At 62.2% G+C, this 19,374-nt stretch carries 16 protein-coding genes; 3 read left to right on the top strand and 13 right to left on the bottom strand.

The genetic code is table 11. From position 1 onward, the window contains the following. The first annotated feature begins 3 nt into the window (after window positions 1-3). The gene (locus BM045_RS15505) at window positions 4-1,962 is read left to right on the top strand and encodes a beta-galactosidase (protein WP_092184870.1); all 1,959 of its coding nucleotides are present in this window, start codon (window positions 4-6) and stop codon (window positions 1,960-1,962) included. Here the strand turns inward: BM045_RS15505 and BM045_RS15500 are convergent. Next, complete coding sequence (locus BM045_RS15500) at window positions 1,931-3,985, bottom strand: ComEC/Rec2 family competence protein (RefSeq protein WP_139198815.1); 2,055 nt, start codon at window positions 3,983-3,985, stop codon at window positions 1,931-1,933. The genes BM045_RS15505 and BM045_RS15500 overlap by 32 nt on opposite strands. Before the next feature lie 98 nt (window positions 3,986-4,083). Here BM045_RS15500 and gltX point away from each other — a divergent pair, with 98 nt between their 5' ends. Together gltX and gltA are read left to right on the top strand one after the other, a co-directional pair. After that, a complete protein-coding gene (gene gltX, locus BM045_RS15495; protein WP_092184866.1) occupies window positions 4,084-5,544 on the top strand; it encodes a glutamate--tRNA ligase in 1,461 nt (486 codons plus the stop codon). Between the two features lie 147 nt (window positions 5,545-5,691). After that, a complete protein-coding gene (gene gltA, locus BM045_RS15490) occupies window positions 5,692-6,981 on the top strand; it encodes a citrate synthase (protein WP_092184864.1) in 1,290 nt (429 codons plus the stop codon). Here the strand turns inward: gltA and BM045_RS15485 are convergent. From BM045_RS15485 to rpsB, 12 genes are all read right to left on the bottom strand, one after another. Beyond that, window positions 6,957-8,108 carry a lipid-A-disaccharide synthase gene (locus tag BM045_RS15485; protein ID WP_092184862.1) on the bottom strand — a complete coding sequence of 384 codons (1,152 nt, stop codon included), beginning with the start codon at window positions 8,106-8,108 and terminating at the stop codon, window positions 6,957-6,959. The two genes, gltA and BM045_RS15485, sit on opposite strands and share 25 nt — an antisense overlap. Beyond that, complete coding sequence (lpxA, locus tag BM045_RS15480) at window positions 8,109-8,921, bottom strand: acyl-ACP--UDP-N-acetylglucosamine O-acyltransferase (protein WP_092184860.1); 813 nt, start codon at window positions 8,919-8,921, stop codon at window positions 8,109-8,111. After that, window positions 8,918-9,394 carry a 3-hydroxyacyl-ACP dehydratase FabZ gene (gene fabZ / locus BM045_RS15475; protein WP_092184859.1) on the bottom strand — a complete coding sequence of 159 codons (477 nt, stop codon included), beginning with the start codon at window positions 9,392-9,394 and terminating at the stop codon, window positions 8,918-8,920. Before fabZ ends, lpxA begins: the two co-directional genes overlap by 4 nt. Beyond that, window positions 9,391-10,419 carry a UDP-3-O-(3-hydroxymyristoyl)glucosamine N-acyltransferase gene (gene lpxD, locus BM045_RS15470; RefSeq protein ID WP_092184857.1) on the bottom strand — a complete coding sequence of 343 codons (1,029 nt, stop codon included), beginning with the start codon at window positions 10,417-10,419 and terminating at the stop codon, window positions 9,391-9,393. The genes fabZ and lpxD overlap by 4 nt, the downstream gene beginning before the upstream one ends. A 74-nt stretch (window positions 10,420-10,493) precedes the next feature. Continuing rightward, window positions 10,494-12,614, bottom strand: coding sequence for an outer membrane protein assembly factor BamA (bamA, locus tag BM045_RS15465; protein WP_170848536.1), 2,121 nt, complete (start codon window positions 12,612-12,614; stop codon window positions 10,494-10,496). Window positions 12,615-12,798: 184 nt separating this feature from the next. Continuing rightward, on the bottom strand, window positions 12,799-13,935 hold the full coding sequence (rseP, locus tag BM045_RS15460; RefSeq protein ID WP_092184853.1) for an RIP metalloprotease RseP: 1,137 nt from the start codon (window positions 13,933-13,935) through the stop codon (window positions 12,799-12,801). 33 nt (window positions 13,936-13,968) lie between these two features. Beyond that, a complete protein-coding gene (locus BM045_RS15455) occupies window positions 13,969-14,829 on the bottom strand; it encodes a phosphatidate cytidylyltransferase (RefSeq protein ID WP_170848535.1) in 861 nt (286 codons plus the stop codon). Next, the gene (locus BM045_RS15450; RefSeq protein ID WP_092184849.1) at window positions 14,826-15,587 is read right to left on the bottom strand and encodes an isoprenyl transferase; all 762 of its coding nucleotides are present in this window, start codon (window positions 15,585-15,587) and stop codon (window positions 14,826-14,828) included. The genes BM045_RS15455 and BM045_RS15450 overlap by 4 nt, the downstream gene beginning before the upstream one ends. 29 nt (window positions 15,588-15,616) lie before the next feature. Then, window positions 15,617-16,168, bottom strand: coding sequence for a ribosome recycling factor (gene frr, locus BM045_RS15445; RefSeq protein WP_092184847.1), 552 nt, complete (start codon window positions 16,166-16,168; stop codon window positions 15,617-15,619). Window positions 16,169-16,184: 16 nt separating this feature from the next. Continuing rightward, on the bottom strand, window positions 16,185-16,904 hold the full coding sequence (gene pyrH / locus BM045_RS15440; protein WP_092184845.1) for a UMP kinase: 720 nt from the start codon (window positions 16,902-16,904) through the stop codon (window positions 16,185-16,187). A gap of 261 nt (window positions 16,905-17,165) precedes the next feature. Continuing rightward, entirely contained in the window at window positions 17,166-18,098 is a 933-nt protein-coding gene (gene tsf / locus BM045_RS15435) for a translation elongation factor Ts (protein WP_092184844.1), read from the bottom strand. Window positions 18,099-18,170: 72 nt separating this feature from the next. After that, window positions 18,171-18,950, bottom strand: coding sequence for a 30S ribosomal protein S2 (gene rpsB, locus BM045_RS15430; protein WP_092184843.1), 780 nt, complete (start codon window positions 18,948-18,950; stop codon window positions 18,171-18,173). Window positions 18,951-19,374: the final 424 nt, after the last annotated feature.

The raw sequence follows: 19,374 nt of genomic DNA, 5'->3' as shown, positions 1-19,374 counted from the left end.
GCCATGACCGCACCAGCCCTCGGCGTCTGCTATTATCCCGAACATTGGCCCGAGGACTGGTGGGAGCGCGATGCGTCGCGCATGGCCGAGGTTGGCATCACCTGGGTGCGCATCGGCGAATTCGCCTGGTCGCGCTTTGAGCCGACGCCCGGGGAAATGCATTTCGATTGGATCATACGGGCGATGGATGTGTTCCATCGCCATGGCATCCAAGTCGTGGTCGGCACGCCCACGGCGACACCGCCCCGCTGGATGGTCGACAAACACCCAGACATGCTGGCCGTGGATATTCATGGCCAGCGCAAGGGCTTTGGCTCACGCCGTCACTATGATTTCAGCCACCTGCCCTATCGTGAGGAAGCCGGCCGCATCACCCGCCTGCTGGCCGAAGCCGTCGGCCAGCATCCGGCGCTCGGCGCCTGGCAGACCGACAATGAATATGGCTGCCACGACACGACCTATTCCTATTCGCCGGCCGCCAAGCAGGGCTTCCAGCTTTGGCTGCAGGACAAATATGGCTCGGTCGATGCGCTGAACCAGGCCTGGGGCAATGTGTTCTGGTCGATGGAATACAATCGCTTCGATCAGGTCGAGCTGCCGAACCTTCTGGTCACCGAAGCCGCCCCGGCGCATGTGCTGGATTTCCGGCGCTATGCCTCGGATCAAGTTGCCGCATTCAACGCGGTGCAGTTCGATATCCTGAAGCAAGTCCGGCCGGACCTCCCAGTGATTCACAACTTCATGAGCCGAACCAGCGACTTCGATCACTACGATGTGGCCAAGACGCTCGATATCGCCTCCTGGGACAGCTATCCGCTCGGCCATCTGGCGGTCAGCAATGAATCCGACGAGCTCAAGCGCCAGTACATGCGCCAGGGCGATCCGGACAATGCTGCCTTCCACCACGATCTCTATCGCGCCGTCGGCCATGGCCGCTGGTGGATCATGGAGCAGCAGCCCGGTCCGGTGAACTGGGCGCAGTTCAATCCAGATCCCCTGCCCGGCATGGCCCGTCTCTGGGCCTGGGAAGCCTTTGCCCATGGCGCTGAGGTGGTGACCTATTTCCGCTGGCGCCAGGCACCCTTTGCGCAGGAACAGATGCATGCCGGCCTGTTGCGGCCCGACAGTGAACCGGCGCCGGCCTATCACGAGGCCATGCAGGTCGCCGAGGAGCTCAAGGGCATTGATCTCGATGGCCAGGCCACCAAGGGCCGCGTCGCCGTGGTCTATGACTATCAGAGCGAATGGGCCTGGGAGATCCAGCCGCAGGCCAAGGGCTTTAGCCATGGCGCCCATGTCCGCGCGCTTTACGCCGCCTTCCGTAAGCATGGCGTCGACATCGACGTGCTGCCGCCCAGCACCACGAGCTTTGCCGGCTATGACATTGTCGCCATCCCGGCGCTGTTTGCCTGGAATGATGATTTGCGCACGGCTATTGCCGATTTTGAGGGCCATCTGCTGATTGGCCCGCGTTCGGGCTCCAAGACGCAGAATTTCTCGATTCCCACCGGCCTCGCGCCCGACCTGCCAAGCAATCTGCTCGACGTGAAGGTGATGCGGATCGACAGCGTCGATCCCTCGCAGGAGGTGGAGGTCAAGGGCAGCGGCGCGGTGCATCACTGGCGCGAGCGGCTGGAGACTCGGGCCAACGTGGTCATCGAGGATGTCGATAGCTGGCCGGTACTGGTCAACCAGGGCAAGCTGTTCTACCTCGGCGCCAGCGGCACCAAGGCGCTGGTCCAGCGCGTCGTCGATTACCTGATCGCCGAGACCGATCTGCCGACCATCACCCTGCCCGCCGGCGTGCGTTGCCGCACCCGCAATGGTTTCCGCATCTATGTGAACTACGGCGCCGGGCCGGCAACGCTGGTGCCTGCCGCGGACGAAGCCGGCTATGTGCTAGGCACGGGCGACATGGCGGCTGCCGGCGTTACCGTGGCGAAACTCGCCACGGGCGCGTGAGATTGGGAATGGCGGCGCGGATTTCGAACCGCGCCGCCGTTTCGTCCCAGCGCAGCCAATGCACGCCGCCGGATGCCAGATCATCGGCGTCGATCACCTGGCCGGCGCATGTATTCGGAGCCCGCACCCGGGCGATGATCAGATCGTGCCTCCCGCAATCCTCGGCAAAGGCTGCCGCATTGCGGACTATTGCCACCGAGAATTGACTGGTCTGCGCAATACAGCCCAGCTCATCGCAGCGCATGCCGGGCACCTCCGCAGCGATCACCTCCTGATAATGCTCGCCCCAGACATCGACGGCAAAGCTGCCGACCTTGCCGCTGATCAGGCCCATGCCTGCGTCCGTCCGCATCGCCACGGCCTGCGTGGTATCGGCAATCAGTATGTCCGGCCGCTGGTCGAGGCCGACCAGCAGGATCAGCGGCAAGGCCACGATCGGTCCGGCCAGCCGCCACCATGAATTGACGAAGGCAAACCACGCCAGCGCGCCAAGGCCGATGAGCAGCGCCGAACTGGTCAGCAACGGGTTACCGGTCCACCCCTCGCTCCAGCCAGCGACCAGTGTCGCGCCGTCCACCATGCGATCAATGCCCCAGCCCATCACCCGGATGAACGGCGCTTCCATGCCGAACGGCATGGCGAGGACCGAGAGTACGGCAAAAGGCATGATGACCAAGCTGACCACCGGCAGCACCAGCACATTGCCCAGCACGCCGAGCGGCGCCGTCTGCTGGAAGTGATAGGCCGAAAACAGCAGCGTGGCGGTGCCGGCGATAAAGCTGGTGGCCGCCGTCGCCCAGACCGTATCCCATAGCCGCCGCCCCCAGGTCCGCTCGCCCTCCGGCGCCCGGCGCGGGATTTCATAAATCCCGATCAGCGCCACCACGGCGGCAAAGGACAATTGGAAGCTGGCGCGAAACACGCTAGCCGGGTCGATCAGAATGATGGCCAGTGCCGCAATGGCGACATTGCGCATGGTCAGAGCCCGCCTTCCCGCTATGACCGCCCCAAAGATTAGCCCCAGCATGATAGTCGAGCGCAGCGCTGGCACATTCGCCAAGCCTCCCGCCAGTAGCAGATAGGCCATAGCGGCGATAATGCCACCGATCGCCGCGATCTTCTTGACCGGCCAGCGGCTCGCCACGCCGGGGAGCGAGGCCAGCCCAAGCCGCAACAGGAAGAACATGCCGCCCGCGACGATGGAGAGATGCAGCCCCGAGATGGAATAGATATGCGCCAGTCCCGACGCCGCCATCACCTCGCGGGTCTCGTCATCGATCAGGCTCTGGTCGCCCACCACCATGGCCCGGCCGATAGCCGCCGACGACCCGTCCAGTACCGCATCGATCCGGCTGCCGATCGCCATGCGCAGCCCCTCCACGGCGCGCGTGGCGTCCAACGCCCCGCCCTCAGCAACGCGGCTGAAGTCGCCCGTCACATTGCCATAGGCACCGATACCGGCAAAATAGGCGTGGAACTGGCTATCGAAGGCCCCGGGCAGGATCGGTCCCGGCACCGGCGCCAGCCGCATCTGCCCGCGGATGAAGTCGCCCGGCGCCAGCGGCGGATTGGGCGGCACCACGAGACGGGCCTTGGCTATCAAAACCGGACGATCATCGGTAACCGGCGTGATACCGGAAACGACGATCCGCCGCGCTTCGTCCGTTGCTGAAATGATCTCTTCGACCCGAGCTTCGTAATATCCGAAAGCCGGTCGTGCCATCATCGTGGTGCCAAACCACAGGCCATGCAGCGGCAGCAGGCAGAAACCAAGCCAAATGGACGAAAGCAGGCTGCAAACCGCAAGCAAACTGGTGGTTTGCAGCCCCAAGATTGCGATTAGCAGGGTCGTTGCTACAGCGGCTAAGGCCCAGCCTTCCGGCTCGAACGGCAGGCCGGCATAGGCGATCAATCCAGCGATCATGCCAAAGGGCAGCAGCACGAACATCCGCCGGGAGGTCACCACGTCGGCGAGGTCGAGCTTGGGAAAGGCCAGCGGTTTCAACGCGATAGCGTGAGGCAAAGCCGGGCTCAGCGGCACAACCTCCGTGCCAATCCTGCGCTCGCGTGTCTCCGCGCCCAGCACCGCTCCAGCCCCCGCCCTTGCGCTCGTGCGGCTCTATGCTACACACGCCCAACAGATCCTCCAAGCATTCCGGTCTCATGTCCCAGGTCGTCACCCGCTTCGCCCCCTCACCCACCGGCTACCTCCATATTGGTGGCGCCAGAACCGCTTTGTTTTCATGGGCTTATGCTCAGAACAAGGGCGGCAAAATGCTGTTGCGCATCGAGGATACCGATCGCGAACGCTCCACCGAAGCGGCCGTCGTAGCGCTGGTCGATGGCCTCAAGTGGCTCGGCCTGACCTGGGATGGCGAGCCAATTTCGCAATTCGGCCGCGCCGCACGCCATGCCGAAGTGGCCCATGAGCTGGTGAAAATGGGCCATGCCTATTATTGCTATTGCTCGCCGGCCGAGCTCGACCAGATGCGCGAAGAGGCTCGCGCTGCGGGTAAGCCCCCGCGCTACAACGGTTATTGGCGCGATCGCGACCAGAGCGAGGCCCCCGAGGGTGTATCGCCGGTGGTCCGCATCAAGGCGCCGCTCACCGGCGACATCGTCGTCGACGACCATGTGCAGGGCAAGGTGGTGTTCAAGACCGAGAACCTCGATGATTTCATCATCCTGCGCTCGGACGGCACCCCGACTTATATGCATGCCGTGGTGGTGGACGATCACGACATGGGCGTCACCCATATCATCCGCGGCGACGATCACCTGACCAATGCTGCCCGCCAGATCGTCATCTACAATGCCATGGGCTGGACCGTGCCGGAGATGGCGCATATCCCCCTGATCCATGGCCCCGATGGCGCCAAGCTTTCCAAGCGCCACGGCGCGCTGGGTGTGGAAGCCTATCGCCAGATGGGCTATCTGCCTGAAGCTGTGCGCAATTATCTGGCGCGGCTTGGCTGGAGCCATGGTGATGACGAGATCTTTTCGACCGAGCAGATGGTCGAATGGTTCAGCCTGGATGGGCTGAATAAGGGCGCGGCACGCTTCGATTTCGTCAAGCTCGAGAATATCAACGGCCACTATATCCGCGAAGCCAAGCCGGATTATCTCTATGACGTGATGCTGGCGACGTCGGCCGAAGTTGGCCGCCAGGTCGACGTCGATGGCCTGACTGCCAACAAGGACACGGTGCTCACCGCCTTGCCCGAGTTGCAGCCGCGCGCCAAGACCGTACTGGAGCTGATCGACCTGGCCCAGTTCATCTATGCGACGCGTCCGCTGACCATCGATGCTGCCGCATCGGCGCTGTTGACCACGGACACAAGGGCCGTGCTCAAGGATATGGCCGAAGTTCTGCGCGGGCTCAATGAATGGTCGGTGCCGGCGATCGACGGCGCCATGCGCACACTCGCCGAGACCAAGGGGCTGAAGCTCGGCAAGCTGGCGCAGCCGCTGCGCGCAGCGTTGACCGGCCGTACCGTTTCGCCTGGCATTTTCGAGGTAATGGTGCTGATCGGCCGCGACGAGAGCATGGCGCGTCTGGAAGATCAAACCGTCACTGTCTAGTGCTAAAAGGAGGGTAAGCCTTGCTTACCCTTTGGTTGCTTCGGGCCGGCAAAAGCGATACCTGTCCGAAGCAGCTATGACTGCCCAGTTTTTGGCCCCGGCGACCGCATCCGCGCGGTCTGGCAAGGGGCCCTCGAGGAGAGCTCAATGACCGATAAAGTCGCCAAACTCGTCATCGGGGACCAGACGCACGAATTTCCGGTGTTGTCGGGTTCCATAGGGCCGGACGTGATCGATATCCGATCGCTCTACGCCAAGACCGGAATGTTCACCTACGACCCCGGCTTTACCTCGACTGCGGCCTGCGACAGTGCCATCACCTATATTGACGGCGACAAGGGCCAGCTGCTGTATCGTGGCTATCCTATCGACCAGCTCTCCGAAAAGAGCACCTATATCGAAGTCTGCTACCTGCTGCTCTACGGCGAACTGCCGAACAAGACGCAGCTGGCAGAGTTCGAGGAATTGGTGACGCGCCACACCATGGTGCATGAGCAGATGCACTATTTCTACCGTGGCTTCCGTCGCGATGCGCATCCGATGGCCATCATGACCGGCGTGGTCGGCGCCATGGCCGCCTTCTACCACGACTCGACCGACATCACCGATCCGCAACAGCGCGAGATCGCCTCGATCCGCATGATCGCCAAGATGCCGACGATCGCTGCCATGGCCTACAAGTACTCAGTGGGCCAGCCCTTCGTCTATCCACGCAATGACCTCGATTATGCGTCAAATTTCCTGCACATGTGCTTCTCGGTTCCGGCCGAAAATTATCAGGTGAATCCCACCATTGCGAAGGCCATGGACCTGATTTTCACCCTGCATGCCGATCACGAGCAGAACGCTTCCACGTCCACGGTGCGCCTCGCCGGTTCGTCCGATGCCAATCCGTTCGCCTGTATCGCGGCCGGCGTGGCTTGCCTTTGGGGCCCGGCTCATGGCGGCGCCAATGAAGCGGCGCTCAACATGCTCAAGGAAATCGGCACCGTCGACCGCATTCCAGAGTATATCGCCCGCGCCAAGGACAAGTCCGACAGCTTCAAGCTGATGGGCTTTGGTCACCGCGTCTACAAGAACTTCGACCCGCGCGCGACCGTGATGCAGAAAACCGCCAAGGAAGTGCTCGACCTGTTGGGCGTGCACAATAACCCGACGCTGCAAGTTGCCCAGGAACTCGAAAAGATCGCGCTGGAAGACCCCTATTTCGTTGAGCGCAAGCTGTATCCGAACGTCGACTTCTACTCGGGCATCATTCTCGAGGCGATCGGCTTCCCGACCTCGATGTTCACCGTGCTGTTCTCGGTCGCCCGCACCGTTGGCTGGATCAGCCAGTGGAAGGAAATGATCGCCGATCCGCAGAAGAAGATTGGCCGTCCGCGCCAGCTCTATGACGGATCGCCGGCTCGCGACTACGAAGCGCTTACCGCCCGCTGATTCCAATGCGTTAGGACCCGGTCAGCCGGGTCCTGACGGAGATGGCCCTCGGCGCCATGCTCCATCAATTCCGAAAGCTTGCCAAAGGCCTCGATCTGGTCCTGGCGAGCTTTTTTGCTGTTGAGCAGCGTTTCGACGGCGGCCACGAGCGCTTGGAGGTCTGGCGTAGCTTGCACTAGCTCGGGCACTACGCTGCGGCCCAACACGATATTGGGCAATGACACGACTGGACGGCCAAGCTTTTCGAAGACGCGCGCCTGCGGCGTGTCGAGGACGTAGCTGACGACCATCGGGACCTGGGCCAGGCCCAGCTCCAGCGTGGCTGTGCCGGAGACGACGACGGCAAGTAAGGCGTCGCGGTAGAGCGTGGTGCGCGCGGCGCGGTCAGCGACGACTTGTGCCGGCACCGGCCAATCGGCCACGGCGCGCTCGATGCGCTCCTTGAGGGCGGGCAAAGTGGGAATGACGAAACCGTGCACGGCTGGGTTGCCAGCGATCTGTTCGGCCAGCTGGCGGAACAGCGGCAAATGGCGGCGCAGCTCGCCGTCGCGGCTGCCGGGCATCAGGACGACCGGGCCGCGCTCGACGGCCGGGCGGGCCAAGCGTTCATTGAGGGCGGGATGGCCGACATAATAGGTTGGCGGGCCATCAAGGCGCTGCATGACGGCCGGCTCGAAGGGCAGCACGGCGAGCACTTCTTCGAACAGTGGCTTGAGCTTGGCGGCGCGCTGCGGCGCCCGGGCCCAGACCGAGGGTGCGACATAGAGGATCAGCTTGCCCGCGAAGCGCATCTGCTTCAGCCGTTTGGCGACCAGCTTGGAAAAATCCTGGGAATCGACCAGCACGACGATATCGGGCTTGGCCTTGCGTATGGTGCGGGCAGTCTGTTCGACGCGCCACAGCAGCAGCGGCAGGCGCAGCAGGACGTCGTTGACGCCCATCACCGACAGATCGCTCATCGGGAATAGCGACTTCAGCCCCTCGTCGGCCAGCTCACGCCCGCCGACGCCGATTAAGGCGAGCGGCACGCGCAGCTTAAGCCGGCGGATCAGGTCAGCGGCGATGCGATCGCCAGATGGCTCGCCGGCGAGAATGAACATCTTCAGCCGCTCGGCCGGGTCGCTCATCTATTCGGGCGTGCTGCTGCCGTTGCGCGGCAACAGGATCGGGCGGTCGGAGGCTGCGGCGATAAAGGCCACGACTTCCTGCACCAGAGGCTGATCCTTGAACAGGTCGGCCGCATCCTCGACGCGCTCGCGTAAGGTGCCTTCGCTGGCAAAGATCTGCCGATAGGCCGCGCGCAGTTGGTGGATCGCTTCGCGATCAAAGCCGCGACGCTTGAGGCCGATCAGGTTGAGACCGGTCAGCGTGGCACGATTGCCGATCGCCATGCCATAGGGAATGACATCGCCATCGACCATGGACTGCGCGCCGATGAAGGCATGGGCGCCGATGCGGGTGAACTGGTGCACCACACAGGTGCCGCCGAAAATCACGTTGTCGCCAATGTGGCAATGACCCGCGATGCCGACATAGTTGGCCATGATGACATTGTTGCCGAGGATCGCGTCATGCGCGACATGGGCGCTGGCCATGATCAGGCAATCATTGCCGATCTTGGTCAGCATGCCGCCATTCTCGGTGCCGGGATTGATGGTCACCGATTCCCGGATGGTGCAGCGCTCGCCGATCACCAGCCGCGAGGCCTCGCCATGGTATTTCAGATCCTGCGGCTTGTGGCCGATAGAGGCGAAGGGATAGATCTGCGTGCCTGCGCCGATCTCGGTATGCCCGTCGATCGAGACATGGGAGACCAGCTCGACATTGTCATGCAGCACGACATTGCCGCCGACGATGCAATAGGGACCGATCTTGACGCCATTGCCCAGGCTGGCGCCAGGGGCAACGATGGCTGTCGGGTGGACCTCGGCAGAGCTCACGCTGTGGCCTCGACGATCATGGCGGTGATTTCCGCCTCGGCAATGATCTTCCCGTCCACGATGGCCTTGGCCTCATAGCGCCCAACATTGCGGCGCCGCTGGATCTTGGCGATGTGGAATTCGATCACGTCGCCCGGACCGGCCGGCTTGCGGAATTTCGCCTTGTCGACGCCGAGCATCAGCACGATGTTCTTCTTGCCGCCGCCGGAGTCATGCTTGATGACGATGGCGCCGGCCGTCTGGGCCATGCCTTCGATGATCAGCACGCCTGGGAAAATCGGGTTTTCCGGGAAGTGGCCCTGGAAGATCGGTTCGTTGAAGGTGACATTCTTGATGCCAACGGCAGTTTCGTCGCCATCGATCTTGATGATCTTGTCGATCATCAGGAACGGATAGCGGTGCGGCAGGCTCTTCAGAATCTCGGCAATGTTCATTGCCGTGAGCTCGGTGCTCGCTGGTGCGCTGTCGGTCATCCCCGCTTGTCCCCCTTGGAAAGTTTACGCATTGTGGCGAGTTCTCGCCAAAAATCTCTTATATCCTGTGCCGGCGCACCGGCAAGTTTGCTGCCCGGCGGCCAATCCTTGGTGACCGCAGAACGGCCATGCACCAGCGAGCCAGCGCCGATGGTCAGGTGACCGGAGGTGCCGACATTGCCGGCCAGCACGACACCATCACCCAGCGTGGTCGATCCGGCCAAGCCGCACATGGCGACGATCAGGCAATTGCGGCCAATCTTGCAGTTATGGCCGATCTGCACGAGGTTATCGATCTTGGTGCCTTCACCAATCACCGTGTCGCCGAGAGCCCCGCGGTCAATGGTCGAATTGGCGCCGATCTCGACGCGATCCTGGATCAGCACGCGACCAAGCTGGGGCACCTTGCGGTTGGACTGGCCGTAGTCGAGCCAGCCAAAACCCTCGGTGCCGATGCGGACGCCGGAATGGATCACGACTTCATTGCCGAGATGGGCGCAGTCGATAGTGCAATTGGCGGCGATGGTGCTGTTGCGGCCGATGGTGACGCCAGCGCCGATGACGGTATTGGCGCCGATCAACGTGCCGCGGCCGATCTCAACGCCGGGTCCAATCACCACATTGGCGCCGATGACCACCTCGCGCTCGACGATCGGCGCGCCAAGGTCGTCACGGCCGCCGCTGATCACGGCGCGGGTGTTGGACGGATAGAGGTGATCTAGAATTTCGGAAAACAGGTAATGCGGCTTGTCGCTGACAATGGCCAGGCTGCCAGCGGGGACCACGTCACGCAAAGCGGGCAGCACGATGACGGCGCCGGCGGAGGTCGAACGGAGTTCTTCAATGTAATTGGTATGGGCCGCGAGGGCCAGGTCGCCTGCCCCGGCCAGTTCAAGCTCGCTGGCGCCCGAGATCGACAATTCGGCGCCGACAAGACCAGCCAGAAGGTCGTCCCGCTTGAGCGCAGCGAGAATGCTGCCGACCGTATGCGGACCGGCGAAGCGATGGAAACGGGTATCGACCATAAGTGTCACTTAAAAAGAATTGAGCCGCGGCGCTACCGCCCCGCGGCTCATAGAACTGTCTCACGCCGTAGTGACTAGAACAAGCTCTGCATCGTGATCTGGAAGACCTGAGTACGGTCTGCCGTCGACTTGTTCAGCACGTGGGCAACGTCGCCACGCAGCGGGCCAAACGGCGAGTCCCAGATCAGCGAGGCACCGATCGAAGTGCGCCATGGGACGTCGACGCTGTTCGGGTCAACCGTATTGGCACCCAGGCGCGGCACGTTGGTACCGTCGATCCAGGCCGCGTCGGCCCACAGAGCGCCGGACAGGCCGTAGCTTTCCGGCAGGCCGGGGATCGGGAACATCAGTTCAGCCGAGACACCAGCATAAGCAACGGCGCCGAGATACTGGCCGTTCTGGATGCGCGGGCCAAGACCGCCACCTTCGAAGCCACGGATCAGGGCAGCGCCGGGGACAAAGGCTTCCACGGTGCTGACGCCATTGCCGCTCAGGTCGTTGACGACGCCGGCCTGGCCACGAAGGCTGGCGACCATGCCGCTGTCCTGGATGACCGGCACGTAATAGCGAGCACGGGCTTCCGACTTGATCAGGCTGTGATCCCAGCCGATGTACTGCTGGGTGAAGGTTGCGTAGAGGCCTTCGGTCGGCTTCTTGACATCGTCAAGACCGTTCCAGGTCAGGGTGTAGCCGCCAAAAGCCTTGTAGAATTCCTGGCCATTGGTGACGAGGGTCGAGAACGGCGCGTCAGTGTCCTTGATGACCTTGCGCTCGGCACCCACGAACAGCGTGGTAGACAGAGCACTGGTGATCGGAACGCCGGCACGGAGCTGGCCACCGGTGGACTGCGAGCCATAGATGCTCGAGGTCGTTTCGTCGGCGATGCGATGGTAGACGTCGACGCCCGCGGCAACCTTGAGACCCATGAAGCGGGGCTCGGTGAAGGAGAAGTCGAAGGTACGGCCGGCCTGCGAGGCACCGATGGCAGCGCGCAGATACTGGCCACGACCCAGGAAGTTCCGTTCGGTCAGCGAGATTTCACCCAGGATACCGTCGGCGGTCGAGTAACCGGCCGTGGCACCATACTCACCGGTCGAGGTTTCGGTGACGGCAACGTTGATCACAACCTTGTCGGCCGAAGAGCCCTGCACAGTGGTGACGTTGACGGCGGAGAAGAAACCGAGATTGTCGATGTTCTTGCGACCACGGATGACCAGCGAACGGTTGAAGGGGTCGCCTTCAGCGAACTCCAGCTCACGACGGATCACGAAGTCGCGGGTCTTGGTATTGCCGGTGATGTTGATGCGCTCGACATAGAGGCGCGCACCTTCGTCAACCAAGTAGGTCACGTTGAACGTGCCATTGGTGACATCGCGGTCGAGGCGAGCGCGCACGTCGGCGAAGGAATAGCCCTGGACGGTGGCTTCGTAAGCCATGTCCTCGATCGACTTCTGCAGATCGGCAGCCGAATAGTTGCGACCGTCGCCGGTGCGCACGGAGCCCTTGAGGGCTTCGGTGTTCAGGCCGTTGATGCTGGTCTCGATGCCGACATTGCCGAATTCGTACTTCTGGCCTTCATTGATGGTGAAGTTGATGAAGTAGGCGTTCTTGGCAGCGTCATACTCGCCAACCGAGGTCACCTGAGCATCAGGATAGCCGCGGTTTGCGTAGTAGAGACGGACGCGTTCGCGATCGACGGCAAGCTTCTGCTCGTCGTAGCCATCGTCCTTGAGCAGCCAGCTCAGGATACCGGTTTCCTTGGTGAGCATGGCGCTCTTCAGGCTGTTGGTACCCATGGCATTGTTGCCGGTGAAATTGATGCCGGCCACACCGGCGCGATTACCTTCGTTGACCACGAAGACGACGCGAACACGACCATCGGCGGTCTGCTCGGTGCGCGAGGTTACGGAAACGGTGAGGAACCCGTCGCGATCATAGGCCTGACGGATGCTTTCGATATCCGAGGCCAGACGCTGCTGGGTGAAAATGCCGGAGGCCGAGATATCGACCATGGCGAGAAGCTGGGAGTCGGAGAAACGCCGGTTGCCCTCGAAGAGCACCGAACCAACGAGCTGCTCCTGGGCCTGAGCCGTCACAACGCCGATGAGCGGAATGCTGGAACCTGCGAGCGGCGCCGCACCCATAATGGCAAGCGCCAAAACAGCGCCACGCATCAGCTTAGTGGGATGGATCATATTATTATTGCCTTCTGCGACCAGGCCAAGGGAATCGCCATGCACAGCGCTCCCCCAAGCTAACTCCATTGCACCGTTTTACCGCCTTTTTAACCAACGACAAGCCGTAAGACCTGACGCGGTTAGCAAAAGCTTGGTGCCCTTGTATTCCTGCAACACCTTACGAACCAAGGTTAACTGCGCCTTAACGCAGGATTCCAAAATACGCAAAGATCGTATCGTTAAAGAGCGTGAAAACCATCAAGGCCATGACCAGGGCAAAGCCGAAGCGAAACCCAATTTCCTGCACCTTCATGCTGAGCGGACGCCCTCTGACAGCTTCCACCAGATAGTACAGAAGGTGGCCGCCGTCGAGCATAGGTACCGGCAATAGATTGAAAATTCCGATATTTAGCGACAGCAGCGCAGTCAGATTGATCAGCGCCACGATGCCCAGGGTCGCGACTTCCCCGGAAACCCTGGCGACCTTGACCGGGCCGCCCAGTTGCTCGACATCGCCGCGGCCGACGAAGAAATCACCGAGGAAGGCACCGGTGCGCTGAATGATGAAGCGAATCTCTTCCACGGTCATGCCGATGGCTTCGATCGGACCGGGCCGGTAGATAGTCACATCGCCGTCGGCGACGTTGCGGCTGACGCCGATTCTGCCGATCTTCTGCATATTGCCGAAACGGTCTTCCACCTCGGCAACGTCGGGCACCATAGTCAGCGTCTGGGCTTCGGCACCGCGTTCGATTCCCACCGTCACCTGCCGCGCCGGGCTGGTGGCGACCATGCGCTGGAAATCCTCGAAACCGCGCACGACATAGCCGTCCACCGAGACGATGACGTCGCCCGGCTGCAGGCCCGACGCTTCGGCGACCGATCCGGTGATCACCTCGCCGACGACGGGCGGGATGGTGTAGCGGCCATAGCCGAGCAGTAGCGCGTAGAGGATGAGAAAGGTCAGCAGCACATTGGCCAGCGGGCCTGCGGCGACGACCGAGATGCGTTGCCAGACATTCTTGTTGGCGAAGAGATGTGGCGCCAGCGCCGGATCGACATTGGCCACGGCATCCGGATCCGGCACGCTGGCGGCATTCATGTCGCCGACGAAGCGGACATAGCCGCCGAGCGGAATGGCCGAGAGCTTCCAGCGGGTGCCGTGATTGTCATTCCAGCCGAAAATCTCGCGACCGAAGCCGATAGAGAAGGCCTGGATGGCGACGCCATTCCAGCGGGCGACAAGGTAGTGGCCCATTTCGTGGACGAAGACGATAACCGTCAGGACGGCCAAGAATGGCACGACATAGGACAGAATCCAATAGATGAAATCGAACATGGTCTTCCTAGATTGGGCAGGCGCGGCAGCGTCTTACCAGTAGAGCAGGCCTTCGGCGACGGCACCAAATCCGGCGTGCCAGGCGCCGACCAGCAGCACCAGCAAGATGCCGAATGTAAGGCTGTCGAGACGATCCATCAGGCCGCCATGGCCGGGGATGAGATCGCCGCTGTCCTTGATGCGGAAATGCCGCTTGATGGCACTTTCGGCCAGATCGCCCAATTGGCCAAGCAGGCTGATCGTCGCGGAGAGCAGCAGGCCGATCCACCAAGGCGAATCCGTTGCAATGATCCACAGCACCAGCCCTGCCCCGGTCCCTAGCGCCAGCCCACCGGCGGCGCCGGACCAGGTTTTGGAGGGCGAGATATCGGGCGCCAGCTTTTCGCCGCCGATCTGGCGGCCGGTGAAGAAGGCGGCAGAATCGGTCATCCAGACCACCGTTCCGAGATAGGCGCCGGCGAGAACACCCGCCATGCTGTCGCCGCGCATGGCCAGAGCCGCAATGATGATGGCGCCATAGATGACAAGGCCCAGCACGCGCCACGGCGCTGCCTCGCCGCGCATGGCAATGGCCACGATGGCAGCCAGAGCAATGGCGGACAGCGTGCCCAGCGGGCCGAACATCGGATAGATCAGGCCTGAGACGGCAACGAGGCCGATCAGCAGCCAGCCGCCGGGGGTAAGCGGCGCGCGGGTGACCATGGTTTCCCACTCGCGGTAGGCGCCGGCAAACACCGCGCCGACCACGGCAGCAAAGACATAGCCGCCAATATAGAGCGCGCTAACCGTCAGGGCGATCAGCACGGCGGCGGAGAGAAGGCGGGGCCCGAGATCGGCCCAGCTTCGGCGGCGATTGGGTGTGGTGTCTGGAACGGGGTGGCCCGGATCGCTCAAGATTGCGCCGCCTCGATGCCGCCGAAGCGTCGATCGCGTTGGGCAAAGGTCTCGAGCACCCGCACGAAGCTGGCCTCGTTGAAATCGGGCCAGTTCTCGTCGAGGAAGACGAATTCGGCATAGGCTGCCTGCCAGAGCAGGAAATTGGAGATGCGCTGCTCGCCGCTGGTGCGGATGATCAGGTCCGGATCAGGCATGCCAGCCGTATAGAGGGCGGCGGAAATGCGCTCCTCGGTGATGTCTTCCGGCGACAGGCGTCCGGCAGCGACTTCGCGCGCCAGATGGCGCGTGGCATCGGCGATTTCAGCCTTGGCGCCATAGTTGAAGGCGACGACCAGCACGAGGCCAGAATTAGCCTCGGTCTTGGCTTCGACATCATCGATCAGCCTGATCAGGCTGGGCTCCAGCCCGTCGCGGCTGCCGATGATGCGGACGCGGACATTGTTGCGGATCAGCTTTTGCAGATCGGAAGCAACAAAGCGGCGGAGGAGATTGAAGATGAAGGAAATCTCGTCCTTGGGCCGGGTCCAGTTCTCGGAGGAGAAGCTGAACACCGTCACATGGCCGACGCCGTAGTTGATGCAATATTCGACGAGATTGCGCAGGGCTTTGACGCCCTCGATATGGCCTTCGGTGCGGCGCTTGCCGCGGGCCTTGGCCCAACGGCCATTGCCATCCATGATCACGCCAAGATGCGACGGAATGCGCAAGCGCGGGCGCTGCGCAACGTCGACATTCATGGCTTGATCAATGGACATCTACGCCCTCCCGGCGCAGTTCAGCCGACTTAGACCTGCAGGATTTCAGCTTCTTTGGCGGCCGCCAGGTGATCGATCTCGGTCACGGCCGCATCGGTGGCCTTCTGTACGAGATCCGACTGCACGCGGGCATCGTCCTCGCTGAGGCCATCCTTCTGGGCTTTCTTGAGATCGTCCATGCCATCGCGACGGATGTGGCGCACGGCAACGCGGGCAGCCTCGGCATAGTTGTGCGCGACCTTGGCGAGTTCCTTGCGGCGCTGCTCGTTAAGCTCGGGCAGCGGGACGCGGATGATCTGGCCCTCGCCCATCGGGTTGAGGCCGAGACCGCTGTCGCGGATGGCCTTTTCGACGGCGTTGGCCAAGGAACGATCCCAGACCTGGACACTCAGCATGCGCGGCTCGGGTACGGTCACCGTGGCCAGCTGGCTGAGCGGGGTGCGGGAGCCATAGGCTTCCACCGACACGGGCTCCAGGAGGCTTGCGCTGGCCCGGCCGGTCCGCAGGCCGCCCAATTCGTCGCGCAGCGACGTGATGGACTTCTGCATGCGGGTTTTCAGGTCTGCGAGATCATAGGCCATTGGTCGTCCTTCCAGGCTAGTTCTGCTTGCCGACGCGGGTCGACCGGGTGGAGCCGGCCAAAACGCCGGAGAGACCGGCTGCGTCATCTAGCGCATATACGATTATCGGCATGGCGTTGTCGCGGGCAAGGGCAAATGCCGCGGTATCCATGACGCGCAAATTCTTGCCGATGACTTCGTCATAGCTGACGAAGTCATAGCGGGTGGCATTCGGATTCTTCATCGGGTCTTCGGAATAGACGCCGTCGACCTTGGTGCCCTTGAGCACCACGTCGCATTCCAGCTCGATGGCGCGCAAGGTGGAGGCGGTATCGGTGGTAAAGAACGGGTTGCCGGTGCCGCCGCCGAGCACGACAACGAAACCGTCTTCCAGCGCCAGCTTGGCGTCGCGAGCGGTAAAGGTGTCGGCAACCGATGGCATGGAAGCGGCGCTATAGGGCTTGCACTTGGCGCCCTGGCGGGAAATGGCATTGGACAGGGCGAGGGCATTGATCATGGTGCCCAGCATACCCATCAGGTCGGCGGTGACGCGGTCGGTACCCTCGGCAGCGCCGGCCATGCCGCGGAAGATATTGCCGCCGCCGACCACGATGGCGATCTGCACGCCGGTATTGGCGACATCGGCGATCTGCTTGGCAATGCCCTGCAGGAATGCCGGTTCAATTCCGAAGGAGTTGTCTCCTGCCAGCGCCTCGCCCGAAACCTTGAGGAGAATGCGTTTATAGGCAGGTGCCATCGGCAAACCCCTTTACTGGACAATGACGCGCGGGTCCGAATCCGGAAACCGGGCAGACCCTATGGCAAAACGCCCCTCAACAGAAGGCGTTACACCGGTGGAATTAAAACTACGGCAGGGTTTTGCGCTCGATCCCGGCCAAATCAAGGCGCCGGAAGGCGCGCTTTCGAACCGCAAAACCGGTACCACTTTTGCTGAAAGCGCTCTGACGGGGAGAGCGGCGAACGGGCCCGTGGGCCCGCCCGCAAAGACGAAACGAGATTACTTCTTAACGCCAGCGGTGGCAGCGACTTCGGCGGCGAAGTCGGTCTCGACCTTTTCAATGCCCTCGCCGAGCGCATAGCGCACGAACTTGGTCAGCTTGATCGGGGCGCCTGCGTCCTTTTCGGCATTCTTGATCGCATCGCGGACCTTGGTCTCGCCATCGATCACGAAGGTCTGGGCCAGCAGGGTGACTTCTTCGAAGTACTTGCGCATGCGGCCGTCGACCATCTTTTCAGCGATCTCGGCCGACTTGCCGGATTCCTTGACCTGCTCGAGGATGATCGCGCGTTCGCGAGCAACGACGGCCTGGTCGAGGTCTTCGGGGTCGATCGACAGCGGGTTGGTCGCTGCGATGTGCATGGCCAGCTGCTTGCCGAGAGCCGACAGGGCAGCCTTGTCGCCGGTCGATTCGAGAGCGACGAGAATGCCAATCTTGCCCAGGCCAGCCTTGACGGCATTGTGGACATAGCTTTCCACCACGCCATCGGAGACCGAAACGGTCTCGGTGCGGCGCAGGCTCATGTTCTCGCCGATCTTGGCGATCGCTTCGGTCAGCTCGGCCGAAACCGAATGGCCCGAACCGGGGAACGGCATTTCGCCGAGCTTGACGACATCGCTGTCGGCATCGAGCGAGAGCTTGGCAATGGCGCTGACGATGTTCTGGAACTGCTCGTTGCGGGCAACGAAGTCGGTTTCAGAGTTCACTTCGACGACCGAAGCCTTGGTGCCGGCGGTTGCGACGCCAACGAGGCCTTCGGCGGCAACGCGGTCAGCCTTCTTGGCAGCCTTGGCCAGGCCACGGGTGCGCAGCCAGTCGACCGCTGCTTCCATGTCGCCATTGGTCTCGGCCAGGGCCTTCTTGCAGTCCATCATCCCGACGCCAGTCGAGTCGCGGAGCTGCTTGACCAGGCCTGCAGTAATTTCAACCATGATAATACCTTTCGGCGACCCCACCCTTGGGGCCGCATGGTTTCAGATCAGAACGAAATCCGTGTGACGGACTTAGTTGGCGACTGGAGCTGCGGCGTCTTCAGCCGGCAGGTCTTCGGCCGGAGCACGGTCCTGGGCGCCGAGGTCAGCACCGAGAGCCGAGGACGAACGGCCGATGCCGTCGATCGCAGCCTTGGAGACCAGCGACACATAGAGTTCCAGAGCGCGCGAAGCGTCGTCATTGCCGGGGATTGCGTAATCGACAGTGTCGGGATCGCAATTGGTGTCGACGATGGCGATGACCGGGATGCCCAGACGACGGGCTTCCTTGATCGCATTGGCTTCCTTGTTGGTGTCGATGACGAACAGCAGGGACGGCAGGTTGCCCATGTCCTTGATGCCGCCGAGGTCACGCTCAAGGCGTTCCTGCTCGCGGCTCATCATCAGGCGCTCCTTCTTGGTGCGCAGCGCGAGATCGTCTTCGCTCATCGATTCCAGCGTGCGGAGACGCGAGATCGAGTTCGAAATGGTCTGCCAGTTGGTCAGCGTGCCGCCGAGCCAACGGGAGTTGACGAAATACTGGGCGGACTGCTTGGCAGCCTCGGCAACCAGCGGAGCGGCCTGGCGCTTGGTGCCAACGAACAGCACGCGGCCACCGTCAGCAACGGTGTCGGAGATCAGCTGCAGCGCGCGGCTGAGGGCCGGCACGGTCTGGCTGAGATCAAGAATATGGATGTCATTGCGAACGCCGAAAATATAGCGCTCCATCTTGGGGTTCCAGCGGTGCTTCTGGTGACCAAAGTGAACGCCTGCTTCGAGCAGTTGACGCATAGAAAAATCGGGCAGTGCCATGATGGCTGCTCCTGTTTACCGGTTGATGCCTCCACGATGCATTGCGACGGTCGCCCGCCACCGGATGGTGTTCCAATTGCTCGGAAACGCCTGCCTCGTGTGTGAAATCGCGCCGACACGCAGTCGAACGCATGGCGCATATAGGGGAAGAGGACCGCAAAGGCAAGAGGCGTGCCAAGGCGCCGCCTGGATGCGGGTTTCATTTGCCATTCGAGCGTAGCTCTCATGGCCTTCTTGCTTTGAAAGGCTCCACCGGAGCCTTTCATCTGCTGCGCAGAACAGCTGCGAAGCGGATCCCGAGACGGCTTTCGCCTCTTGAGATTTGAATAGTGAGACGATTACCGCCTCGGGACGTCCGGTTTTATGAACCGCGTCAGGCGGCCGGCATAACCTCGCATACCGACGGCCCGGGCGTGAACCCACG

Source organism: Devosia sp. YR412 (assembly GCF_900110945.1).
In the GTDB taxonomy this organism is placed as follows: Bacteria; Pseudomonadota; Alphaproteobacteria; order Rhizobiales; family Devosiaceae; genus Devosia.
This window is presented reverse-complemented; position numbering and strand designations above follow the sequence as displayed.

Coding starts and splice junctions, on each gene's coding strand:
- BM045_RS15505 (WP_092184870.1), top strand. CDS start 4: ATGACCGCACCAGCCCTCGGCGTCTGCTATTATCCCGAACATTGGCCC.
- gltX (WP_092184866.1), top strand. CDS start 4,084: ATGCTACACACGCCCAACAGATCCTCCAAGCATTCCGGTCTCATGTCC.
- gltA (WP_092184864.1), top strand. CDS start 5,692: ATGACCGATAAAGTCGCCAAACTCGTCATCGGGGACCAGACGCACGAA.
- BM045_RS15485 (WP_092184862.1), bottom strand. CDS start 8,108: ATGAGCGACCCGGCCGAGCGGCTGAAGATGTTCATTCTCGCCGGCGAG.
- fabZ (WP_092184859.1), bottom strand. CDS start 9,394: ATGACCGACAGCGCACCAGCGAGCACCGAGCTCACGGCAATGAACATT.
- lpxD (WP_092184857.1), bottom strand. CDS start 10,419: ATGGTCGATACCCGTTTCCATCGCTTCGCCGGTCCGCATACGGTCGGC.
- bamA (WP_170848536.1), bottom strand. CDS start 12,614: ATGATCCATCCCACTAAGCTGATGCGTGGCGCTGTTTTGGCGCTTGCC.
- rseP (WP_092184853.1), bottom strand. CDS start 13,935: ATGTTCGATTTCATCTATTGGATTCTGTCCTATGTCGTGCCATTCTTG.
- BM045_RS15450 (WP_092184849.1), bottom strand. CDS start 15,587: ATGTCCATTGATCAAGCCATGAATGTCGACGTTGCGCAGCGCCCGCGC.
- frr (WP_092184847.1), bottom strand. CDS start 16,168: ATGGCCTATGATCTCGCAGACCTGAAAACCCGCATGCAGAAGTCCATC.
- pyrH (WP_092184845.1), bottom strand. CDS start 16,904: ATGGCACCTGCCTATAAACGCATTCTCCTCAAGGTTTCGGGCGAGGCG.
- tsf (WP_092184844.1), bottom strand. CDS start 18,098: ATGGTTGAAATTACTGCAGGCCTGGTCAAGCAGCTCCGCGACTCGACT.
- rpsB (WP_092184843.1), bottom strand. CDS start 18,950: ATGGCACTGCCCGATTTTTCTATGCGTCAACTGCTCGAAGCAGGCGTT.